18 protein-coding genes and 4 pseudogenes are annotated in these 20678 nt (G+C 61.2%); 5 read left to right on the forward strand and 17 right to left on the reverse strand.

What is annotated here, in order from left to right; all coding sequences use genetic code 11:
- Positions 1-24: 24 nt before the first annotated feature.
- Genes DTW90_RS31255 through DTW90_RS31265 form a run of 3 tightly spaced genes read right to left on the reverse strand, consistent with a single transcriptional unit; the run spans position 25 to position 2293 of the window.
- Entirely contained in the window at positions 25-858 is an 834-nt protein-coding gene (locus DTW90_RS31255; protein ID WP_149343427.1) for a transporter substrate-binding domain-containing protein, read from the reverse strand.
- Entirely contained in the window at positions 855-1643 is a 789-nt protein-coding gene (locus DTW90_RS31260; protein ID WP_149343429.1) for an ABC transporter permease, read from the reverse strand. Before DTW90_RS31260 ends, DTW90_RS31255 begins: the two co-directional genes overlap by 4 nt.
- Entirely contained in the window at positions 1640-2293 is a 654-nt protein-coding gene (locus DTW90_RS31265) for an ABC transporter permease subunit (RefSeq protein WP_149343431.1), read from the reverse strand. Before DTW90_RS31265 ends, DTW90_RS31260 begins: the two co-directional genes overlap by 4 nt.
- Before the next feature lie 224 nt (positions 2294-2517).
- Here DTW90_RS31265 and DTW90_RS31270 point away from each other — a divergent pair, with 224 nt between their 5' ends.
- Positions 2518-3432 (forward strand): LysR family transcriptional regulator, encoded by a 915-nt coding sequence (locus tag DTW90_RS31270; RefSeq protein WP_149343433.1) that lies wholly within the window; start codon positions 2518-2520, stop codon positions 3430-3432.
- Positions 3433-3574: 142 nt separating this feature from the next.
- Here DTW90_RS31270 and DTW90_RS31275 read toward each other — a convergent pair.
- The 3 genes and pseudogenes from DTW90_RS31275 to mobC all read right to left on the reverse strand — a co-directional run.
- Positions 3575-3753 (reverse strand): annotated as a pseudogene (locus DTW90_RS31275) (transposase); the annotation flags it as partial.
- 105 nt (positions 3754-3858) lie between these two features.
- Complete coding sequence (locus tag DTW90_RS31280; RefSeq protein WP_149343435.1) at positions 3859-7440, reverse strand: LPD7 domain-containing protein; 3582 nt, start codon at positions 7438-7440, stop codon at positions 3859-3861.
- On the reverse strand, positions 7433-7822 hold the full coding sequence (gene mobC / locus DTW90_RS31285; protein ID WP_149343437.1) for a plasmid mobilization relaxosome protein MobC: 390 nt from the start codon (positions 7820-7822) through the stop codon (positions 7433-7435). Before mobC ends, DTW90_RS31280 begins: the two co-directional genes overlap by 8 nt.
- Positions 7823-8358: 536 nt before the next feature.
- On the opposite strand from mobC, the gene DTW90_RS31290 reads away from it, so the two are divergent.
- Entirely contained in the window at positions 8359-9033 is a 675-nt protein-coding gene (locus DTW90_RS31290; protein WP_149343439.1) for a ParA family protein, read from the forward strand.
- Positions 9034-9046: 13 nt separating this feature from the next.
- Positions 9047-9427 (forward strand): CopG family transcriptional regulator, encoded by a 381-nt coding sequence (locus DTW90_RS31295; RefSeq protein WP_149343441.1) that lies wholly within the window; start codon positions 9047-9049, stop codon positions 9425-9427.
- 387 nt (positions 9428-9814) lie between these two features.
- Here the strand turns inward: DTW90_RS31295 and DTW90_RS37360 are convergent, their stop codons facing one another.
- Positions 9815-9988 carry a hypothetical protein gene (locus DTW90_RS37360; protein ID WP_188080113.1) on the reverse strand — a complete coding sequence of 58 codons (174 nt, stop codon included), beginning with the start codon at positions 9986-9988 and terminating at the stop codon, positions 9815-9817.
- 380 nt (positions 9989-10368) lie between these two features.
- On the opposite strand from DTW90_RS37360, the pseudogene DTW90_RS31300 reads away from it, so the two are divergent.
- Positions 10369-10619: pseudogene (locus DTW90_RS31300) on the forward strand (HU family DNA-binding protein).
- On the opposite strand, the gene DTW90_RS31305 reads toward DTW90_RS31300, so the two are convergent.
- The 10 genes and pseudogenes from DTW90_RS31305 to DTW90_RS31350 form a co-directional block, all read right to left on the reverse strand.
- A complete protein-coding gene (locus tag DTW90_RS31305; RefSeq protein WP_246665124.1) occupies positions 10579-11013 on the reverse strand; it encodes a hypothetical protein in 435 nt (144 codons plus the stop codon). The pseudogene DTW90_RS31300 and the gene DTW90_RS31305 sit on opposite strands and share 41 nt — an antisense overlap.
- 57 nt (positions 11014-11070) lie before the next feature.
- Positions 11071-11394, reverse strand: a complete 324-nt coding sequence (locus DTW90_RS31310) for a DUF736 family protein (RefSeq protein WP_017958522.1) — start codon at positions 11392-11394, stop codon at positions 11071-11073.
- Positions 11395-11988: 594 nt separating this feature from the next.
- Positions 11989-12360: pseudogene (locus DTW90_RS31315) on the reverse strand (hypothetical protein).
- Between the two features lie 19 nt (positions 12361-12379).
- Positions 12380-13321, reverse strand: a complete 942-nt coding sequence (locus DTW90_RS31320; RefSeq protein WP_149343443.1) for a DUF2493 domain-containing protein — start codon at positions 13319-13321, stop codon at positions 12380-12382.
- Between the two features lie 378 nt (positions 13322-13699).
- Positions 13700-14746: a toprim domain-containing protein gene (locus DTW90_RS31325; protein ID WP_149343445.1), complete on the reverse strand. Its 1047-nt coding sequence runs from the start codon at positions 14744-14746 to the stop codon at positions 13700-13702.
- 13 nt (positions 14747-14759) lie between these two features.
- Positions 14760-15401 carry a hypothetical protein gene (locus DTW90_RS37365; RefSeq protein WP_188080114.1) on the reverse strand — a complete coding sequence of 214 codons (642 nt, stop codon included), beginning with the start codon at positions 15399-15401 and terminating at the stop codon, positions 14760-14762.
- 131 nt (positions 15402-15532) lie between these two features.
- Positions 15533-15780, reverse strand: a pseudogene (locus tag DTW90_RS31335) (DUF6117 family protein).
- Positions 15781-15885: 105 nt separating this feature from the next.
- Positions 15886-17076: a DUF932 domain-containing protein gene (locus DTW90_RS31340; protein ID WP_149343447.1), complete on the reverse strand. Its 1191-nt coding sequence runs from the start codon at positions 17074-17076 to the stop codon at positions 15886-15888.
- Between the two features lie 74 nt (positions 17077-17150).
- Positions 17151-17807, reverse strand: a complete 657-nt coding sequence (locus tag DTW90_RS31345; protein ID WP_149343448.1) for a hypothetical protein — start codon at positions 17805-17807, stop codon at positions 17151-17153.
- A gap of 106 nt (positions 17808-17913) precedes the next feature.
- Entirely contained in the window at positions 17914-20040 is a 2127-nt protein-coding gene (locus tag DTW90_RS31350) for a ParB/RepB/Spo0J family partition protein (RefSeq protein WP_132527682.1), read from the reverse strand.
- A gap of 202 nt (positions 20041-20242) precedes the next feature.
- Between DTW90_RS31350 and DTW90_RS31355 the strand changes: the two genes are divergently transcribed.
- A complete protein-coding gene (locus DTW90_RS31355; RefSeq protein ID WP_132527684.1) occupies positions 20243-20545 on the forward strand; it encodes an integration host factor subunit beta in 303 nt (100 codons plus the stop codon).
- Positions 20546-20678 lie beyond the last annotated feature (133 nt).

The raw sequence follows: 20678 nt of genomic DNA on the forward strand, positions 1-20678 counted from the left end.
CTTGCGGCGGCGGCGTGGCGAAGATTACGGTTGTGGAGATACGTCGAGGCCGAACCATTGCAGGCTGAGGCGGCTCAAAGTTCCATCGGCTTGAGCCTCGCCGATTGCCTTGTCGAAAACAGCAACGAGATCCGCGTCGGATTGCCTCAGACCAATTCCCACTCCTGGACCCCATGGGCCTCCGGACAGCTCCGGACCAAAGAATGCAGCTTCCTTGCCGTTCGGCCCATCCAGGAACGTCTTCCAGGTGAAATAGTCAGCAAGCCCCCCGTCGATGCGTCCTGCCGCGAGGTCGAGCTGAAGATTATCCTGTGAATCGTAACTGCGGATGGTCGCGTCCGAACCGACGAGGCTCTTCAATACGACTTCGGAATTCGACGACCTGAGAACGCCGAGTGTTCGACCGCTCAACGCCTGTTTGAGGATATCCATAGTCTTTTGTTTTGACGCGTCGATTTCGGTGAGATCGAGCTTGGCGGTCGTGTCCAGAGCCGGGACCTTGATCTCCTTCCTCAGGACGATCTGGTTGAAACCTCCTGCATAGGGCCGCGAGAACGCAATCGACTTTTTGCGTTTCTCGGTGATCGCCATGCCAGACATAATCGCGTCGAACTTCCCGACGGTCAGGGCGGGAATGATACCATCCCAGTCTTGCGCAACGAACCGGCAATCGAGATTTGCGCGCCGGCACAGGTCCTTGCCCACATCGATGTCGAAGCCTGCCAGCTTGCCGTCGTCTCCGATCTGATTCCAGGGCGGCGACGCGCCCTCAGAACCGATCGCAATCGGGCGCGGCGCGGCCGCCGCAGCAATGGTCATTGATAGAAGCATGGAGATCGCAAGGATCGAACTTTTCATCTTGTTCCCTTTCCCGTTCTGTTGGCCGGCCTGTCTGATGCCGTTCTCAGGGCCGGCAGCCCGAGACGACGGTTGGTTTTCGATGCCTTGGAAGGCGAAGGCGAGCGCGCGAGCGGGTTCAGGGCTCTCTCGAGGCGGCTCGCCAGACCAGAGACAACGAAGGTCAAACCGAGATAGATCAGGCCGGCAACGATAAAGACCTCGTAGGGGGCAAAGGTTGCGGCCACCAACTGCCGGGCGAGGCCTGTTACCTCCAGGAGCGTGATGGTGCTAGCAAGCGAACTCGCTTTCAGCATGCCGATCACTTCGTTGGTGTAGGCCGGCAGAACGATGCGAAAAGCCAATGGGAATTGGATGAGGCAAAATGCTTGCGACCTTGATAGGCCCAACGACGTTGCGGCCTCCATCTGTCCTTTCGGGATCGCCCTTAAGCCACCCGCGAGAATTTCGGTCGTATGTGCTGCCGAATTCAAGGTGAAGGCGATGAACGCGCACCAAAACGGATCTCGAAACAGTAGCCAGAGGGCGCTATTGCGCACCAGTTGCAACTGTGCCAGCCCGTAGTAAACGAGAAATAGCTGGACGAGCAGCGGCGTGCCGCGGAACGCGTAGGTGTAGGCCCAAACGATCGTTGACGATACTGTCGGCTTCGAGGAGCGAATTAGGGCCAAGGGGATAGAGAGCAGAAAACCCGCGGCAAGAGGCGCCACCGTAAGGAGTAGCGTGAGGACAACACCACCGGGCAACAGGGACCCTGCTTCAGAAATGGCTCCAATGTTGATCATGAGTGGCGCACCAGGCGGTATTTGCGGTCGAGCTGTCTGAAGCCAAAGAGAGCAACGCTCGTACAGGCGAGATAAATTCCTGCGGCCATCAGATAAAAGGGCAAGGGTGCATGCTGAGATCCAGCACCGACGAACGCTATGCGCATGACATCGCTTAGCCCCACGATGGAAACGAGCGCCGTGTCCTTGATGAGCGAGACGCACAGGTTCGTATAGGCAGGGATCGCGAGCGGAATCATCTGCGGTACGATCACGAAGAGCCAGGACTGCCAGCGAGAAAGCCCGAGCGAGTGAGAGGCTTCGATCTGTCCTTTGGGTATTGCATTAAGGGCTCCGCGAAATGCTTCTGCGGCGTAACCGGCGAAGACAAATGTCAGCGCACCAACGCCGGACGCAAAAGCATTCACCTCGACATATCGGCCGAAAATTGCGCTAATCGCAGCCGTGCCGCCGAAGTAGGCGAGCAAGATGATGAGGAGCTCGGGTACGCCGCGTATGGTCGCGACGAAAGCCTTAGCAAACATCCGCCCATAAGCAAAATTTGAGATGCTGGCGGCAGCAATCACCAGTCCGGCGAAAGTCCCGAACACAACGGACACGCAGAACACTGAGGCTGTGATGATGAAGCCATGTATAAAATTATGATACATTGACACACTCGCTGTTTAATCAATCTTCTGTTTTGAATCTTGCGATATTTCTCGCGATTACAGATAGAACTACTTGCGTTCCTGCGGCATAATAACTCAAAGGCGAGTTTCAATATTGAACTAACCTCTGGTTATTCTGCTTATGATCGAAATTCATACTTTACAATCACGCGGTCAATTTATAAGTTTCAGAAATATCCGATAAGCTGAACTTATAGGTATCGATGGAACTCTCTGGCACCGGCATCAAACTCCGTCAGCTGCAGGTCTTTAGAGAGGTCATCCGTACCGGTTCCGAGCGGCTTGCGAGCAAACTGCTGGGTGTGACACAGCCGGCAATCAGCCAGAATATCCGCCAATTGGAAGAGGCCGTCGGCTTTGCGCTTTTCGTTCGAGAAAAGGGAAAAATGCGGCCGACCGATCAGGCTTGGGAATTGGTCAGGTCGGTTGAATCGGCGTTCACGGGACTTGATCGCATCCGCGGAGAAATCGAAGGTATTAAATCGAGTGATCGCCGCTCGCTCTCTATCGCAGCGCCCGGTCCTTTTTGTTTGCGGCTGCTGCCTGAGGTGGTGAAAGCTTTAAGGCGCGAACGCGTGTTCCATCGCGTTCGGGTCAGGTCGGCGAATTATCAAGAGATTGCCGAGATGGTTCACGATGGGCGATCGGATATTGCGATATCGCGTCTTCCGATTGACGTCAGACGGTTCGACTATGTCCCTGTCGCGAAGGCGGTGAATGTCTGTCTTTTCGGCAAAGACCACCGCTTCTCAAAATTGGATATCGTCAGGGTCGAGGATTTGGTGGACGAGGCGTTGGTTGATATCGACCCTCAGTTTTCGGCCCATCAGATGAACGTCAACGCGCTGCGCTTCATGGGCAACGAGCCTGATATCGCCGTGGAGTACGACGCACATGGTCATGACGCTGGTTTCGTCTCTGCCGGCATCGGTGTTTCCATCACCAACAGCGTGATCGCTACAGAATACCGTCACTTTGGTCTTCAGACGCGGTTGTTCGAGCCAGGCGCCTCATATCACTACGTCGTTCTCTGGCAAAGAGGGCGGGCACTCAACCCCTCAATGCAACGAGCCGTCCAACTCATTTCAGACTGTATGCAGGCAGAGGGGAGAGATTAGCCCGTCCAGATTTGAACCCTGTTCATGGTCGAGGTTTGCAATCGGCGATGTTGACATGAATCGTCATCCAGCTGAGAGGAGACTGGCCTACTTTCCGCAGTATCTCATTGGCCTGCCGCGCTCGCGGTTCTCCCGCTCCAGAGCCTTCATCCACTTCGGCCTTCTTCACCCATTCATTGAGCGTCTGCGCCGTGCAGCTGATCTTGGTGCGATCGAGGAAACCGCTGCCCATCGCGAGGAATATTCGCCTTGGTGATCCAAAACCATCCGCACTGCGCGGGCGCGGACTTCCGGTGAAAATTTGTCTGTCGTCTTGCTCATATCCGCTCCACTTTCCCAGAAGTTGGAGCCTCCGACAAACCCGGTGCGTGTGTGGATGCACCGGCTTGAGAAGCGACGAGATAATGTGGGAAAAATGTGCTTCCGTTATTGTTTCGGACGGGGCTTTTGTCGCTGCTTGGGTGTCCTGGCCTGTTTGTTGGCTTCCTTCTCGGACAAGACCTCATCCTGCACCTGCCCCTGGCGTTCGATCTCGGGCGACTGATTGATATCGGCCGGGATCGGCGCAGACGGACTCTGCTCGACTGATCGTTCTGCTCGCCGCGCTGCGGCGGCTTCTGCCTTCGTCCGATAGGCATGATCGTCCCCTCCTCCGTCGAACGGCCGCTCGCTCGTACGTTCGGAACGTTCGGCCTGCGTGGTCTCGCGTATCGCCTCGGTTCGAGTGTTTTCCTTGACGGTCTCGAGTGCAAGCGCGATCTCTGCATCGGTTCGCGGCCCCGCAACCGCTTCGCTCGTGCCGGCCACAAAGCCGAGCTGCTTGCGCTCACGGGCATCTTCCCTAGCCCGGCGGTCCTGGACCTTCGCCTGTGCCGCTTTCACGTGATCCTGAAGCTCCGGGTTGCTGATGGCAATGCCGTGCTCGGCCGCCAATTCCACGGCAACGGCCTTCTCGCGATCAGTCCCATTGACGGTGATCGCACCCCACTTCTCCGAGGCCGCGCGCATGGCAACTAGCATGGAGTCGCGGTCCCGATCAGCGGGTTTGACCTTGTCACCGGTGTCGACGGGGAGTTTCGGCACCTCGACGAAAGCGGATGCAGCCTGCGTCGGCTCCGTTTCCTGCGCGATCTTCGCACCGTCGACAAACCCGAGTTTTTGCTGCTCCAGCGCCTCCTCGCGGCCGCGGCGGTCCTCGGCCAGCGCCTGCGCTACCTTCAGCTGGTCCTGAAGCTCGGGATTGGTGATCCTGAAGCCGTGCTCCGCGGCAAGCTCGACGGCGAGCGCCTTGTCCCGGTCGCTGCCGGTGACCGCGATCGTATTCCATTTCTTCGCAGCCTCCTGCATCGCCGACAGCATGGCGGCACGATCGCGATCCGAAAGTCTGATCTTGTCACCGGTATCGACAAAGGTCGGCGCCGGCTTTGCTGCCTCTTCGGCATTCGATGGCGCGGCAGTTCCCGGCGTCGGCATCCCGGCTGAAGTTGGATTTGCCTTTTGGGCCTCGACCGCTGTTTCAGCGGGCGTCCGGGTGCCGGCCGTGATACTTGCCTCCTTCGGACGCTGGCTCGCCAACCGGTCGCGGGCAACAGCCAGCGCATCCTGCAGCTCAGGATTGGTCAGCCTAAATCCATGCTCCGCCGCAAGTTCGACGGCGAGCGACTTGTAGCGGTCGGTTCCGTTGACGGTGAGAGCGCCCCACTTCTCGGCTCCTAGCTGCATGGCGGCAAGCACCGTTTCACGGTCCCGCCAGTTTCCGATCTCGACGCGGTCGCCGCGATCGGTGAAGGCAACGGCGCCCACCCGGCCATCCGTCTTGCGATGGTTGTAGCGGACGTCCTCTCCGCGCTTCTCCGCGACGAAGCCCGCAAATTGATGGGGCACCGGCATCACATAGGTTTCGCCCTCGATGCTGCCGCGCTTCTTCTCGATGCCCGTCTGTGTTTCCAGCATCTTCGTCTGGCTGACCTTCAGCCTCTTGCGCAGCCCGTCCAACTCCTGAAGCCGCTCGGGCGGCAGGTTCTGCCCGATCTGGTCGAGACTGGTTTCCATCTCCGTGAAGGCGTTGTTCATCACATTGAGGTCCGGCATGTCCTGCTCCCTGATCGTTGCGGGTTTCGTGGTGATGGTGTTCTGTTCGGCCGCCGTTTCGCGACCCTGTGCGACGGCAACCATGGCCCGGTCGCGGAAATATTGAACGAGCGCGGGATCTGTCACGTCGATCGCCTCGCTTCTGGCGGCAAGCCCCCGGGGCACGACGAAGACATTCTCCGGATCCTGCCGGGACGGCGTGAGTGTCTGCACCGCATCGAGGGGGACATCGATATAACGAAGCACCCCGCCGTCTCGGACAACCCTTTGTGCGGCGACATGACGGTCACGCGTAAACAGCGGCGCCGAGGAACGCGCTTCCTGCCGCTCCGCCCGATAGAGGCGAACAATGCCGGGACGCTGCGGCGGCTCCGGAGGGTACTGCCTGGGAGCAACCCGCTCTGCCTCGCCGTTCCAGCCGATTGCGACGGCCCGCGCATGGCGCTTACCCATGTCGCGGGAGGGGACGTGGATGATGCCGTTTCGCACCGCGTCGACCCGGCGCCGCATGCTTTCCGTGGCTTCGCCGCGCTCGACCCGCCGGATGTCCTTCATTTTGTAGCCCGGTGGGTTCGCCCGCTCGAAACGGCTCACCGCATCCATCGGAATGTCGCGCTCGCGCGCCTCTTCGGCGATCGTCCTTCGCCAGCGTCGTAGATCCTCGATCTTCGGATGCAGACGCTCACCCGTCTCCGACTGCATCTTCACCACCGCATGCACGTGAATATGGCGACGATCCTCATGGGTGGTGAACAGATAGCGATGCCCCGCGAACTCGCGGGCAAGCATGGCTCGGGCCGCATCGAGAAAGGCGTCTTTCGGCGTCCCCGGCCGGGCACTGAGAACGATATGGGCCACGTCCCGACGCTCCTGGGATCTCAGATCGCGTTTCCAGTTCTTCGCCTCATCGAGAACAGAACTTTCCCCGTCGAGAATATGTTCGCCAGCCGGTTGACCAGCCTTGTCCATGCGGCTGACAGTGACGCGTCGGCTACCGCCCTTCCGCAATTGACCGAGATAGCGAGCGACACCCTCCACCCCATGTGCGAACCCATGCACGTCAACCGCCGTATCCGGACCGAAAGCGGCCATCAGTTTGTCGTCCAGGGCGGCTAAGGATTTCCGGTTGTCATAGATGCGTCCGGCCTTATCCTCCCCGGGCTGCCGGCGGCGCGCCGCGCTCACCACCAGCTCGATCTCCCTCCCATCATCCAAGGTAGCAGCGGCGCTGTGCCAGGCCATGCGATGGCCAGCCAGCGCGGTCTTGAGGGCTTTGCCGACTGCTTCGTTATCGGCAAAACGGGATGCATCGACCGTCAACGACAAGCGCAATACATCTTTCGAGGGCTCACGCCCGTCCCCCTCCGACCACTCGTCGGCAAGCTGGCCGATCCAGTCGCGTCCTTCGGACGTGGCGCCGGCCTCGTTCTCGACGGTGAGTTCACCGCCGCGGCTCTGATAGGCCAATAGCTTGCCGACACGGGCACGTCCGGCTGCAAAGCTCACGAGCTTCACGACAGCAGGCTGGGAGCCGGAGGCAAGCGCAATACGGTCGCCGGTCGCACCACCGGAGGGCAAACTCGATCCGGAGCGATCCAGGGTAGCCTCAACGTGGCCCCCTAGTTCCAAGCGGGGTCCGGCAGCCGATGGCTTCCTCCCTCCACCGCCGCCGGCGCGTCGGCGCCTCTCGTCCTCCGGCAGATCCGCTTGCGGCGCGGCCGGTCCCGTCCAGGGGCGCCCGCCGACGGCAGGCAACCCGCTGTCGCCGGCGTCTGCCTGCTTCCGCCTGCGCTTGCGTCCAGGGCCGGGCGTCTGAAGGGACGTCCCAAGCCCCGGGTTCGCAAGACCAGCCGGCCGGGCCGTGCGTTTCCGCTCGAGATCGTCCACCAGCGTGATGAAGGCATCAAGGTCAAGCATCGGCGTTGACCTGCAGCTTCGCCTTCGTGCGGCCAGCCTCGCACATATCCTTCATATCCGCTGCCTGCGCCCCGACCAGCCGAGCCAATCGCCCGACCCCATCCAGCAGCACCTCGAATTGCGGCTCCCGGCTGCCGTTCAAGATGCGGGCGATCTGGTTGAGATTGACGGAGACCCGGCGCAACTCCTCGGCATGGGCGAGCATGATCTCCTTCAGGTCGTCATCGAATGCCGGACCGAGCCCTGCGGCCTGCCGCACGAGACGACGCAGCACCTCGCTGACAGTCAGCTTCGCATCCGTGCAGAACGCCTCGAACGCCAGAAGCTCCGTTTCGCTCAACCGCACATGAACAACTTTCTGTCGGGAGGTTCGCTTTGCCATAGCCTCTTGCCTTGCCTTTTTCTCTCCCGGTCGCCGTCCTGCGACTGCCGGGAGAGCCTCATCGCCCGCTTCGGGCACTGTTCAGTTTTCGTATCACGGAAACTGCTATCCTGCCAACCACACAATGACGAATACATACATTATTTCAATGACTTATGTGGCTATATGGCCCTTGCTGGCTATGGTGGCTGGTGTGGCCAAACTGGACAAAAAGCCTTGCCTGGTCGGGCGACCCTGACTGGTCCTACCGGGTCTTCTGGCCCCTGGGCGACAGGTGGCTTTCAGGGCTATTTCGCGCATCGCGGCCCTATGACCATCCGGATCACCAGGGGCGGTGATGGCCCGGCTGCGGGCGGTGGCAGGAGTGGCTTGGAAGCCCAATGGGATCGCGGCGGCCCAAGGGGTACGAGGACCGCGTCAGCCCAATCAGCCAGTCGGGCCCTTCATGGCTTACAAGCCATTGCGGGCCTTGGCAGACGCAGCCGATTTTGTTAAGTTGATATATATCTACTCTTGGAAAAAATGGATTGTATACGTTGACCATTATCGCATTCGCGCATACCAAGGGCGGCGTCGGCAAATCGACGCTGTGCCTTCTCATCGCATCGGAACTCGCCAGAAGCGGCACCAATGTCCTGATCGTCGATGCCGACCAGAAACAGCAATCATGCCTGCAATGGGTCAATCGCTGCAAGCAGGCCGGTACCCTGCCACAGACGCTGCAAGCCGTCGCGGTGACAAAGACAGAAGAACTGAAGTCCGCCCTGAAGCGCACCGACGCCGACGTCATTCTGATCGACGTGCAGGGATCGATGAACGATCTTCTAATAGCTGCAATCGTCGCGAGCGATCTCACTCTCGTCCCGACGAAGGCCAACGTCATCGAGATGGTCGAGACGGTCAAGCTGTTCGAATGGGCGGAGACCAATCTGAAACGCGCGCCGCTTCGCCTGGTCCTCAACCGGGTCGACGGCATCGACACCAACACGGCAGCGTTTCAGGATGCTGTGCGCATGATCCGCGACAACAAGCTGCCGACATTGCCCACCTTCGTGCGAGCGCGAAAGGTCTACGAGCAGTTTGCGCGGGACGCCGGTACAATGAGCGGGATCGCGCGGGATCCATCCAAGGCCGAGCAGGTCGCCAAGGCGCAGAACAATATCATCGGCCTGATCACCGACATGACCTCCACCATTGAGCGGACGGCCTGATCCGGGATCATCCATGACACAATCGCCATCCATTCCGCGCTCCCGCCGCAATCTGAACGATCTGGATTCTCTGATCGACGCATCGATCGGCAAGAGCGACACATACGGCGCCGTCGGGTCCCCTGCCGCGAAGACGAAGCCCGATCCCGAAGCCGGGAGCTCGATGAAGGAGACAGCGCCCTCCCCCAATCCATCGGAACCGGTGGACCGGCCATCGCTGAACGCGTCAGACAATGACACTGCATCGGGAGAGCCGAGGCCCGAGCGGTTCAGGATCAGCATCGACGCCTCCGTCATCATGGCAACCAAGATGCTTGCCATTCAGCAAAAGACATCTCCTTCGGAAATCGTCGAGCGCGCCCTTCGACGCTATCTGGACCTAGGAGCAAACTGACAGACGCAGCCATTGTCAGGTCCTTTTCGTCAAAGCGAAGATGAGACCGTGCCCTAGACCAGGGCGTCAAGATCGGGGAACGCGACCGCGAGCCGCGTCGGAAGGAGCCGATGTCCAAACTGTGCGCAGAGCACGGCAACGGAAATTGCAGGTGACGGCAGGCCTGGACTTCAGAGGGGCGAAGGGCTCGGCGTCGATCGCCCCCTCCTGCTCTACGGAGATCATTGCCACTCGGCGAAAGCCAGCTCCAGTTCGATTTCAATCTCACGGCGGTCCACCGGGTCGACGGCTTCGCGCGGTTCGAGGCGTTATCCTGACAGTCAATTGAAGATTTTCCCCACGGAAGGAAAAACGAGAGGAGCAAACCCTCTCGTTTTGTCGCCGACCTCATTCGAGGTCAGCGGGATAGAGTGCGATGTCGCGAGCAAACTGCTCATCCTCAGCTTGCGCCTGAGCGACAAGGGTGGCGAGGTCGGCCTCCGCCATGGCGCGCTCGGTTTTGGTGAAGAAGCAGCTCCGAAGCTCCGCGCGCAGTTCGTTGATTTGATCGAGAGTGGTCATGTTGATCGTCTCCTTTTGATGACGTCAACGGGCGACGTGCACACGAAGCCCGGGTCAAGGAGCGCGAAGCGACCGCCAACGGCGGCGAGTGGGGTGCCGGTTTTGTCGGAGCGCAGGGAAACGGAGCGGAGGCAAAATCGGGGGCCCACACTCGTCCTTGAGGCGGGCTGAGTAGCCGTAAAGTAGGACGGCAGAAAGAAGAGAACCCGCGGCCCCGACCAGGGGACGCGACCGTATTCGACAATTAGCTATTGTCTGGTGACGTCGATATCGGACAGAACCTTCTCGATCCTTTGGAGGTCTTGCTCGATGGCCAAGCGCTGAAGTACGGACAATCTCAATGCCAGGGATTCTGCGTCTGACACGATGCGGAGAAGAAAATGACCACGACCAACGAAATTGCCGACAAGATCGCGACCGAACACAGCCTTACAAAGGCGCAGGGGAAAGCCATCGTCGAGGCGGCATGCTTCTATCACCGAAGCCGCAGTGGCCGGTAACGAGACCTCCCTGCCCGGCTTCGGCACGTGAGGCTCGCAATCCTGCGACCGGCGCGACGATCAAGGTTGCCGCGGCCAAGACGCTCGCCTTTACGCCGGCAAAGGCACTGAAGGATGCTTTGAACAAGTGATCTTGGCAGCCAAGCAAAAAACAGCCCGGGGCCGTGCCGGGCTGTTTCCTTTTGGGTCTGCGTCAGCGAAGGACATCCCGTTGAGAAGATCGTCGATGATCGTGTCGCTCACCGCGTGACGCGCTTCAAAGGCATGGTCGTCCAGCAGATTGTGAAGAACGCCTGATGCCAAGGGTAGGAAGTCGAAGCCCCTTGCGACTGCCGCGGCCCGCAGTTTCGACAGTGTCTCAAACTCCCGGAAGCCAGTGCCAAGCCAGAGTTCAAGATTCTCGCCATCGGCGTCGGGCAATGGCTGAAGGAACAACGTCTGAAGCGGACGGTCGTAGCCGATGATAGCATCCATGGCGGAGTGGCGGGATGCGGTCCTGGTGACGGTCATTGTGTAGCGGCTCATGGCTGCCTCCTTTCGAATGGGGAACGCCGGCCCCGATTTCGGAGCCGGCGGTCCGGTTCAGGCCGGGCTGTTCCAGAGGATGACCTTCTTGCCGGGTTCGCCGCCGGGCGCCGGGGCGACGTTACCGAAGATCACGCCGATCTCGGGCGCTTCGATCTTCGTGGAGATGTATTCCTCGCCTGTCTGGCGGGAGATGCGGTTCCAGCCTGCGCCGATCTCAAAGCCGGTCTTGCGATGGATGATGCGATAGTCCGGGGCTTCTTCGCTCGCCTTGCTGGCGTTCGGGACAAGGGCGATCGGGGCGTTGACCCGGATGGTGGCGAAGACGCCTTCGAGAGTGCCGTCGGTCTTTTCGGTGAGGGTTGCGATCGTGGTAGCCATGGGATTGTCTCCTTCGTTGCATCGGGACCATTCCCGATGGCGCCCGAAGAAGGGGCTGCGCCGCAGGCGTCACCGAAGCTTTAGCGGAGGGGAACCCCCTTGCGGGGTTGACGCTGATCGCGGCCGGTCCCTTAGAAAGGCGACAGAAAGAACGGGAATGGTCCTTTGATTGCGACGTCGCAGGAGACCTCACTTGTTGCGGCCGTTCGCTGCCGCGTGAAGTGCCGCGCTCATGGCCTGCGTCGGTGGTGTCCGGGTGAACGAACGCTCGCCGTCAATCAGGCGGATGCGACGCGATAGATCAGCACCGTTCTGATCCCAGCCTCATCACCAATGACGGCTTCGATCGGCGTGGCACCCGATTGCGGCCTCTTCTGCTGCAGCTGCAGGTCCACGGGGCAGGGCCGCGGGACAGACGTGATTTGAGGGGATATCGCCTTCGAGTGCGGCAAAGCGAGGCATCGAGATCGATCGAAAGGCCCACGATGAACCGACCAATTGAGCAGAAGCGGCAGAGAGCCGCCATGGCGAGACGCGTTCAGGGAGCGGCGGGGATCATGAAGGGGAAGAAGCGGTGTGAAGCGATGGCAAGTCTCACTCGAGCCGGTTGACCCGACCGGTTCGGCCGCGCGCCTCGGCAAACAGTCTGGCGATCTTTATCATGAAGGATTTGCTGAAGCGGCCGAGGATGCCCTGATCGGGCCCGATGTACCAGGAGCGTTCGACGATGTCGTAATTGTATTCGTCGGCCATGATCCAGCACTGCTTCAAATCGCTTAGGCCCGCGCGCTTGCGCTCGATCTCCGGGATCTCCAGAGCGGCCCGACCCGTCTGCGGCGGCTGCGTGGGGATGGCGAGAAGGGCCAGATGGGTATTCCCATCGGAGGCGCTTCGGATGGCGATGACGACGCAGACCGGTCACTGCTTGCGGCCTTCGGTCTCGCCGCGCTGCTGCATATTTTCCATCTTTCAAGGAAAACGGCGCTCACGCGCCGTCTCCTGAAGCCTGCCAGACCGGGATGCCGAGGCGACGCGCCTTGTCGGCAAGATTGCCGGTGATGCCGTTTCCGGGAAAGGCAATCAGTCCGGCAGGCATGACCGAAAGCATCTCGTCATTGCGCCGGAAGGGAGCGGCCTTCGCGTGCTTGGTCCAATTGGGTTTGAAGGTGATCTGCGTGACCTTGCGGGCTTCCGCCCAGCAGGCGGCGATGCGTTCGGCACCTTTCGGCGAGCCGCCATGCAGCAAAACCATATCAGGGTGTTTGGCATGCGCCTGATCGAGCTTGGCCCAGATCCGCTGATGATCGTTGTAGTCCATGCCGCCGGAAAACGCGATCTTTGTGCCGGCCGGGATCAGCACCTCTGTCTCGGCGCGACGTCGGGCGGAGAGGAAGTCGCGACTGTCGATCATCGCCGCGGTCATGTTGGTGTGATTGACCTTCGAGCCGGTGCGTGGCCGCCAGGACGAACCGGTCTGCGCCTCGAACAGGTCGGCACTGAAGTCGCGCATGAACTCGAAAGCATTGCGGCGTTCCAGGAGCGTGATGCCCTCGGCGATGAGGCGTTCGAGCTCGACACTCTTCACCTCCGAGCCGTCCTGTTCGCGCTGGCCGGTGCGCTGGGCTTCCTCGTTGCGGTCGAGATCGCGCTGGATGCGTTCGCCGGCGCGATGGAAGAGGTTTGGGACCGACCAGAACAGGTCTTCGAGATCGGGCTCCAGGCGTGTGTCGCCGAGCATCTCGGCAAGGGCGCCGAAGATGGCGGTGATCGATGACTGGACCTGCGGTTCCTCCGGCAATGGCCGCGGATCGGGCTCGTCCTGGAAGGGGCGATAGCCGAGGACTTGCATTTCGTAGATGAAGCGGTCGGTCGGGGAGGACGCGTGGTTGGGCTCGACGTCGTCGTCGGAGTAAAGGATCAGGTCCATGGTGGTCTCCGTCTGGTAGGCCGCGCCTCTCGCGGCCTGACGGCGAACCCGGTCACGCGGGTCGAGGCCGGAACCGCAAGCAAAGCGCAGCGGCCCAGCGAAGCGCCGGGCGGCGGAGGGAAGGTTTCTTGGTCCGCGAGGAATGACGGGCCATCGCATCGGCCCGAAAAGTGGGAACCGGTTTTCGGAAGCGCCGATGCGTGAAAACGGCCAGGCAGGGGAAGAAACCCGATCGACCCGCTGAAGGCCCGGAGGCCCGCGTGGTAAGGGTCGCCTCTCGGCAGGCCCGCGGGCGCGCGCCTCAACACGGGGGGAGACGCCCTCGACCGTCCGTCACCCACGTCGCAGCAATCCCGCCTCCCTTTCCGATAAGCCTCATCAGGGCAGGAAGGCCATCGCATCGTCCGGCGTGAGTTGAGCCCTGAGGCTTGCGGTCAGCCGGTCGGGACCCAGCCAGCGCAGATCCTCGTTGAAGTCGCCGAGCTCCGGCGACAGCACCAGCGGCAGAATCCCGCAGTCCCTTGCCCTGCGGCTCAGTCCCTCGATCCCGTGGCGACCGGCGGCATCCGCGTCGGCGCCGATGTAGAGGCGATGACATCCAAAGGGGAAACGGAAGGCGGCAAGGTGATTGGCCGTCAGGGCGGCTACGATCGGCATGTCGGGCATCACGTGTGAGAGCGACAGCATGGTTTCGAGGCCCTCCCCGGCCGCCATTACGGGGATAGGTGCATTCACAGGAAAGCGGAAGCGGACGCCATTACCGAGCAACCGGCCGAGCGCGCGGCGCGGACCGTCGACGTTCGCCTTGCCGACTCCGTCAGCGTCGTGCTCAGGAGACAAATAGGTGCGGTGCACGCCGGTAATTACTCCGGCGTCATCGGTGACGACCGCAACCAGAGCCGGATAGCTGGTCGTCCGGCCCGTGACGAGATCGCGATAGTAGCAGGACGGATGGAACCGCAGCGCCGCATGGGTGGATGCCCGCAGGATACCGCGCCGGCGCAGATAAGCGTCGGCAAGCGTGCCGGCCAGAGGTTGCGTCATCCGAAACAGACGCCGCGCCCGTTCAGCCGTGGGCCGTTGGACCAGCGCGGGATGACCGGCGTCGGTCCTGTGAGAGAACACCCGCTCTGGCTGGGGCAGGCTGAGAAAATGCCGCACCTCCTCGGCTACGTCACGGAAATCGACGAGACCGCAGGTCTCGCGGACGAGATCGAGCAGATCGCCGAACTGACCCGTCGCCGAATCGGTCCATCGACCGGCGCGCGGACCGACCAGATGCACGTAGAGCGACCGGCCCTTGTTGTTGCCGACATCGCCGACAAGCCAGTAATTGCCAGCCCGACGGCCTGAAGAAAGGTAGTGGCGGCAGACCGCCTCCGCGTCCTGCGCGAGACGGCACGCCAGATCCGAGGCGGAGAGCATGGGCAGACCTCTCTCATGACCGGAGCGCGACATCGATGAGGCGACGAAGCAGCATCAGATTGAACAGGAAAGCCGCAACCTCATCGGTGACAGGCACGGAGAAACGAAGCTTCCAATTGATCATCTCCGAGAACCGGCCGATCGACCCCAGCCAGTCGCGCATCTCATCGGTGAAGCCTGTCAGTTTTATACGGAACTCGTTCATGACGCGCACGCGGCGGAGCGTCATGTCGCCCGCAAGCCCCATGATCGAGGATCCCTCAACAAGCCACTCGGCTGCAAGAGATGCGACGTCGGCAAGAGGGATCGGCTGCAGGGACTGGCTCTCCTCGGATCGGCGTCTATGGGTCACCTTCGCCAGCATCGCGAGCGTCGACTGGGGAGACTGGGTTCGGGATACGACCGCGCGGCATTTGCGCAGAAACAGGACCTGGGCGATCTCAGTCACTTCGTAGGCGTCTTTCCAGAGCCAGAGGCCCCGGGCGTCGCTGTCGCCGAGGGCCTCGATCATGATCTGTCGCAGGTCACCTGTGGAGACGATCTGCTCCAGTCGCGACGTGATTCGACCGGCAGCCTCCATAAGTGCTCCAGCGCGGGTTTCGGTCTCGAGACGCGGAGAGGTGGAAACGGTGTGAGCATGCGAGATAATATTCATCGAAGGATGCTCCGAAAGAGAGGGGGAATGGGGTCTGCCCAAGTGCTCTCGTCCGAATTTCGGGAGGATGAGAACTTGCGGCGTGAGGGTGTGGGATGTGATCGTTGAAGTCTGCCGGCGATCGTCAGAGCCTAGATCGTCGGACCTACGATGAAGCCAGCGGGATCCTTTGGCTCCGGCGGGCGTCGTCGGGGTTGCCGTCGGCAAGATGGCCGAATGGCGGGAAGACGTCTTCCCCGTCCCTGCGGCCGACTGCGCAGGGCACGTAACGTGGCTCGCGGGTAACGGCATCGAGGCATTCCATGAGAGCAAGATTGCCGTCGGACGCGGCGGGCAGCAGCGTGTCGAAACTTCTGCGGGCATGATCTGGGATAGCCATTGGGTGCTCCAGACAAAATGATGCCCGGCGCTTGACCGGGCTGCAGGATGAGGACGATGGGGTTCGCAAGCGCGGCCGGGTCTGAGTCAGGCGCGCGTGACCCTGTCAGGCGGCGCTCTCGAGCAGCTTCTTCGCCTTGCCTTCGAGTTCGAGACGCGTGTCCTGATTGGTCTTGGTGCGCGCCAGCGCGGTGATGCCCTGTACGAAATCGAAGATCGATGCAGGCGGCCGTCCTTCCTCCGACAGTACCATGTCGATAACCCTGCCGGTCTCGCCTTTCGAGAGGCCGCGCCGACGCAGGAAGGTCTCCCGGTCGTCGTCGTTGCGCGCGACGATCCGCTCGCGCGCCGCCTTGATGCCGGCAATGAATGGCGCAGGCGACGAATTGGCGAAGCTGCTCAGCGCCGGTGCTGCTTCATGCGCGAAACGTTGTGCGGCAAACTTCGAATGGCGAATGGTGATCTCCTCGAAATTCTCCGTGCCCCACAGGTTGCGGTTAGCGCAGACCGCCCGCAGATAGAACGAGGCAATGCCGAGCGTCTTCGATCCGACCTCCGAGTTCCAGGCATAGAAACCGCGGAAGTAAAGGTCCGGATCGCCGTTCGGCAATCGCCCAGCTTCGATCGGATGGGTGTCGTCGACCAGGAACAGGAATACGTCGCGGTCGCTGGCATAGAGCGTGGTCGTGTCCTTGGTGATGTCGACAAACGGATTGTGGGTCATCGTCGTCCAATCGAGAACGCCCGGTACTTTCCACATGGTGTCTCCGGTGCCATTACCGGCGATCCTCATCACCGCCGACACGAGTTCGTGGTCCCAGATGCGGCCGTATTCCGGTCCAGTGACGGCTCTCAGCTCAAGCCGGCCATCATCCATCTCAAGCGTCTTGACCAGCTCGGCACGGTGATTGAGCAGGCCGTGCTGCAGATTGATCGCAGCCAACGGCGCTGGCAGTTGCCGCATATAGGTGGCGGGGGCGCCGACAAGACTGCAAAGCTGGCCGTAGCTCCAGTGGGTCGGTGCAATCGCTTGGCGCTGACCGGGCAGGAGGAGTCCGAGCCGTTCGGCGTTGTCGCGGGTTGCGTCGACGCGGATCGCGGCACTCTCGATCGTACGGGCATGGGTGCGCTCGGCTCGGGATCGGACGGTATCGTAGAGATCGGTCAGCGACAGGAATCGTTCGTCGTCGGGGCGCGAAAACCATTCCGACGAAACGCGGCCGATCCGCTCGCCGCGGGAAATATCGACCTTAAGTGGCGAACGTGCAAACGGGCTGTTGGAGGTGAGAGAGGTCATAAGCATTCTCCTTAAAGCGGAAACCCGACGCGATGGCCGGGCGAGGTTGAGGGATGTCTGGGGAAGAAAACGGATCAATCGGAAGCCAGCCGGCGTTGCGCCGACCGGATCGCCGAGAGCGCCGCCTGCAATTCGGCGCTTCCGACCGCATCGGAAAGATCCATCGTGGTTGCGATGGACAGACACGCGGCGTGGACCTCATCGTCGGTCACCGCCTCAGGTGCTAAACCCTGAAAGCTCGAGTCGACGTCGAGCACTGCGATGATTGCGTCGCGCCCGCGATCCTCCTGCAGCCTGACCAGGACGTGGGAAGGTTTTGGTAAGTCGACCGGCTCGTCGGGATCCGGGTCTCCGCCGAGAATGGCTTCTCCTCGAGCGATCGCCCAGGCAGATCGGGCGAGCCAATCAGGCGACGGTCGCCGGGCCGCATTGATATCATCGAACAGGATCTTCAACAGACCGAGCAGGATCTCGAAATGACGGGCCCGGCGCTGGACAGGTTCGTCGAATTGCGGGGGGATCTGGACTGACGAACCCATGTAGGCTGCATGTGCGCCGTTCCAGATGCCGGTGACATGAATTGGACCGGAGGAATCGACGTCCTTCTCGGCTATATCCCAACTGTCATCCTCGATGGCAGCACGGCACGCCGCGTCCAGTGTGTCGGCCGCGTGGGTGCGATGCCGGAAGACCGGCAGATGATAGGTAGTCTCGATGGTGAATTCGGGCATAAGTGCCTCCTGAAACGGAAAAACCCGGCGCGATGGCCGGGCTGTTTGCAAAGAAGACCCGACCGCAATTGCGATCGGGTCAGGCCGCGGTGTTATGCTTTTGAAATTATTCGCCAGCGGCGAAACGCTCTCCGTCGACCCCACGACCGGTCTCGCCGGACTGATCGCGCGATGTTTCCGACGCGTCGAGCAGGGATGCCGGCAGGTCCTGAACTTCCACGGTCTCAGCGCGATCGGGCTCGGCGGCGTCATCTTCGACAGCGCCGCGATCGCTGATGCCAACCACCACCGTCGTGCGAAGCGGTTCCGGTAACCACCTGCTGCCTGTCATCAGCCGCTCTGCCTCGCGGGCCATGTCTGTCCTCTTGAGATGGCCGATCAGTTCCGCTGCCTGGTGACCCTTTGCCTCGCGAACCGCCTGCAGGATTCGGGCCTTTGTGACCCGACCGAGATAGTTGTTGACGGTCGGCGTCCACCCAGCTTCCACCATGTCAAAACCGATAGAGCGGGCCAGCTGCTCAGCGTGGGCGATCGCCCGGGTGCGCTTGTTCCAGGGTTCGATCACCGCGTTCAGCGAAAGCGACGCGCAATGGGCAAACAGCGCCTGCCGGCTGACCTCGTCGAGCCTGATCAGGAAATCCCAAAGGTCATTGGGATCCTTGGGGAGATCCTGGCCCCAGGCTTCGTGTCGCTGATCGATCTCCTTGGCCCAGACTGTATCGCCGAGCCCCGGCGTCTGGGTGAAGCGAGCGCTCTGCAGCGTCACCTCCAGGCAAGAATCCGATCCGTAGACGTAGAAGGACTTGAGGACAAAGGCATAAAGGACCGCGATAAAGGCGATGACAGGATCGTTCGCGAGCGCATTGCGCAAAGCAACCGTGCGCGCCGCCGTGAGATCGAGAATCAGGCGATCCGGAAGCGGCTTGATCGTTTCGTCCTCGTCGTCCGGTTGGGTGTCATCGCCGCCGACGGCGCCGGTTACCGGAAGATCACTGCCATGATCGTCACGATCGTGACCGACATCAGCCGGCGGATCGGTCTCATCCTTCGGTTCATCTTCGGGCAGCACGAAGCCTCGCTCGATCTTAAGCTCGCCACTGGCGCCGAGCGAGACGAAGAGACCGCCCAGGGCGACCTCCTGCGGATCGAACACATATGGCCGGCCGTTGAGCCGGTCGAGTTCGCTGCCAAGCTCCTCGAGCTTCTGTTCGGTCGCTGCCGAGTACACGTCCGCCGTCGCATATTCTGCGTCGAGCTTGTCGTACTCGGCACGGACGGCGTCGCAGCGCGCCAGTTCGTCTTCCCTCATCTCGGCCTGCTCGCCGTAGAAGCGGCGCAGGCCGGATGTGTGGCCATAGGGAAAATCGAAGGCGGCTTCGACCCATTTCCAGCCTTCGCTCATCTTGATCGCCTCGGCGTCAGCTTTCAGCTTTTCCATCACGAGTTGCTCAAGGAGCGCCGGATCCTGCAGCCATCCGCCCTGATCCTGCTCGAACAGATCGCGCATGGTCACACCACCGGCCGCTTCATAGGCTTCGATGCCGACATAGACGGCGCGGCGGTCGCTGGCGCGGATTGCGGTTTCGGTCAGCAGTCGGCGGATGTAATAGGGCTCCCGGCTATGGGAGCGCGAGATCGCGTCCCATACCTGCTCCTGGCGAACATGGTCGTTGGTGATCGAGAACGCCATGATCTGTTCGAGCGTCATCTCGTCTTCGGCATAGAGATCGAGAAGCCGCGGTGAGACGGAGGCCAGTCGCAGGCGCCGCCTGACGGTACCAACCGAGACGAAGAAGCGTGCCGCGATCTCCTCCTCGCCAAGCCCCTGCTCGCGCAAGGTCTGGAAAGCCCGGAATTGATCGAGTGGGTGCAAGCTGACGCGCTGAAGGTTTTCGGCGAGCGAGTCCTCCACCTCGAGCGTCTCGCCCTTACTGACGATGCACGGGACACCCGCAGTCTTTGCCAGACGCTTCTGCGCGATCAGGCGTTCAAGGGCGCGATAGCGACGACCGCCGGCAGGAATACGATAGATTCCGGTCTCGTTGCCGTCGCCGTCGAGTTCGGGACGGACGTTGAGGCTGGTCAGCAGACCGCGATGGGCGATGTCTTCCGCCAGGTCCTCGATCGAGATGCCCGCCTTGATCTTGCGGACGTTCTGCTGGCTGAGCACCAGCTTGTTGAACGGGATATCCCGGGCTGCACTGAGGGTAATTTTCTCCATAGCCTGAGCCATGTCGTTTCTCCATGGCGGACCGGCCGGAACCTCTCTCAAGCCTCCTATTCCGCCACAAACCCCTTGTCCCTCCTCTTCCTCTATTCCGCCGCTTGAACCCAGCCGTAATCCACCGCCGCCAACTGGTTGATCAGCGCCGCCCAACCCGCTATTCGATATTCTTCCTTCGCCGCTGCCCCGGGCGTTTTCGATGAGGTCCCAAGTGATAAAGTCCGAGCTTGCCGCGCTGATTGCCAGTCGAAACCCTCATCTCTATCACAACGAGGTGGAACGGATCGTCGAGACGATCCTCGAGGAAATCGCCGAGACCCTCGCACAGGGCGGACGGGTTGAGCTTCGCGGGTTCGGGGTATTTTCTGTTCGCAACCGCCCATCCCGTTCGGGCCGCAATCCAAGAGACGGCACGTCGGTATTCGTGGAGGAGAAATGGGTCCCTTTTTTTCGGGCTGGCAAGGAAATACAGGATCGGTTGAATTCGGCCAATACCGCCTTGTCCGGCGATTAGCGCAGGAGTTTGGCTCCAGCTCATCCCCTCCCCGGAAGCCTGTCCGTGAGCAGCAAGTCCTCTCTGAAGGAAAGCCACCATTGTCATGGGGAGGGTAGCAGCGCGTGGGTATTCTCCCGCGACAGCTTCCATC

Source organism: Neorhizobium sp. P12A (assembly GCF_008365395.1).
Lineage (GTDB): Bacteria > Pseudomonadota > Alphaproteobacteria > Rhizobiales > Rhizobiaceae > Rhizobium.

Coding starts and splice junctions, on each gene's coding strand:
- DTW90_RS31255 (WP_149343427.1), bottom strand. CDS start 858: ATGAAAAGTTCGATCCTTGCGATCTCCATGCTTCTATCAATGACCATT.
- DTW90_RS31260 (WP_149343429.1), bottom strand. CDS start 1,643: ATGATCAACATTGGAGCCATTTCTGAAGCAGGGTCCCTGTTGCCCGGT.
- DTW90_RS31265 (WP_149343431.1), bottom strand. CDS start 2,293: ATGTATCATAATTTTATACATGGCTTCATCATCACAGCCTCAGTGTTC.
- DTW90_RS31270 (WP_149343433.1), top strand. CDS start 2,518: ATGGAACTCTCTGGCACCGGCATCAAACTCCGTCAGCTGCAGGTCTTT.
- DTW90_RS31280 (WP_149343435.1), bottom strand. CDS start 7,440: ATGCTTGACCTTGATGCCTTCATCACGCTGGTGGACGATCTCGAGCGG.
- mobC (WP_149343437.1), bottom strand. CDS start 7,822: ATGGCAAAGCGAACCTCCCGACAGAAAGTTGTTCATGTGCGGTTGAGC.
- DTW90_RS31295 (WP_149343441.1), top strand. CDS start 9,047: ATGACACAATCGCCATCCATTCCGCGCTCCCGCCGCAATCTGAACGAT.
- DTW90_RS37360 (WP_188080113.1), bottom strand. CDS start 9,988: ATGACCACTCTCGATCAAATCAACGAACTGCGCGCGGAGCTTCGGAGC.
- DTW90_RS31305 (WP_246665124.1), bottom strand. CDS start 11,013: ATGAGCCGCTACACAATGACCGTCACCAGGACCGCATCCCGCCACTCC.
- DTW90_RS31310 (WP_017958522.1), bottom strand. CDS start 11,394: ATGGCTACCACGATCGCAACCCTCACCGAAAAGACCGACGGCACTCTC.
- DTW90_RS31320 (WP_149343443.1), bottom strand. CDS start 13,321: ATGGACCTGATCCTTTACTCCGACGACGACGTCGAGCCCAACCACGCG.
- DTW90_RS31325 (WP_149343445.1), bottom strand. CDS start 14,746: ATGCTCTCCGCCTCGGATCTGGCGTGCCGTCTCGCGCAGGACGCGGAG.
- DTW90_RS37365 (WP_188080114.1), bottom strand. CDS start 15,401: ATGAATATTATCTCGCATGCTCACACCGTTTCCACCTCTCCGCGTCTC.
- DTW90_RS31340 (WP_149343447.1), bottom strand. CDS start 17,076: ATGACCTCTCTCACCTCCAACAGCCCGTTTGCACGTTCGCCACTTAAG.
- DTW90_RS31345 (WP_149343448.1), bottom strand. CDS start 17,807: ATGCCCGAATTCACCATCGAGACTACCTATCATCTGCCGGTCTTCCGG.
- DTW90_RS31350 (WP_132527682.1), bottom strand. CDS start 20,040: ATGGCTCAGGCTATGGAGAAAATTACCCTCAGTGCAGCCCGGGATATC.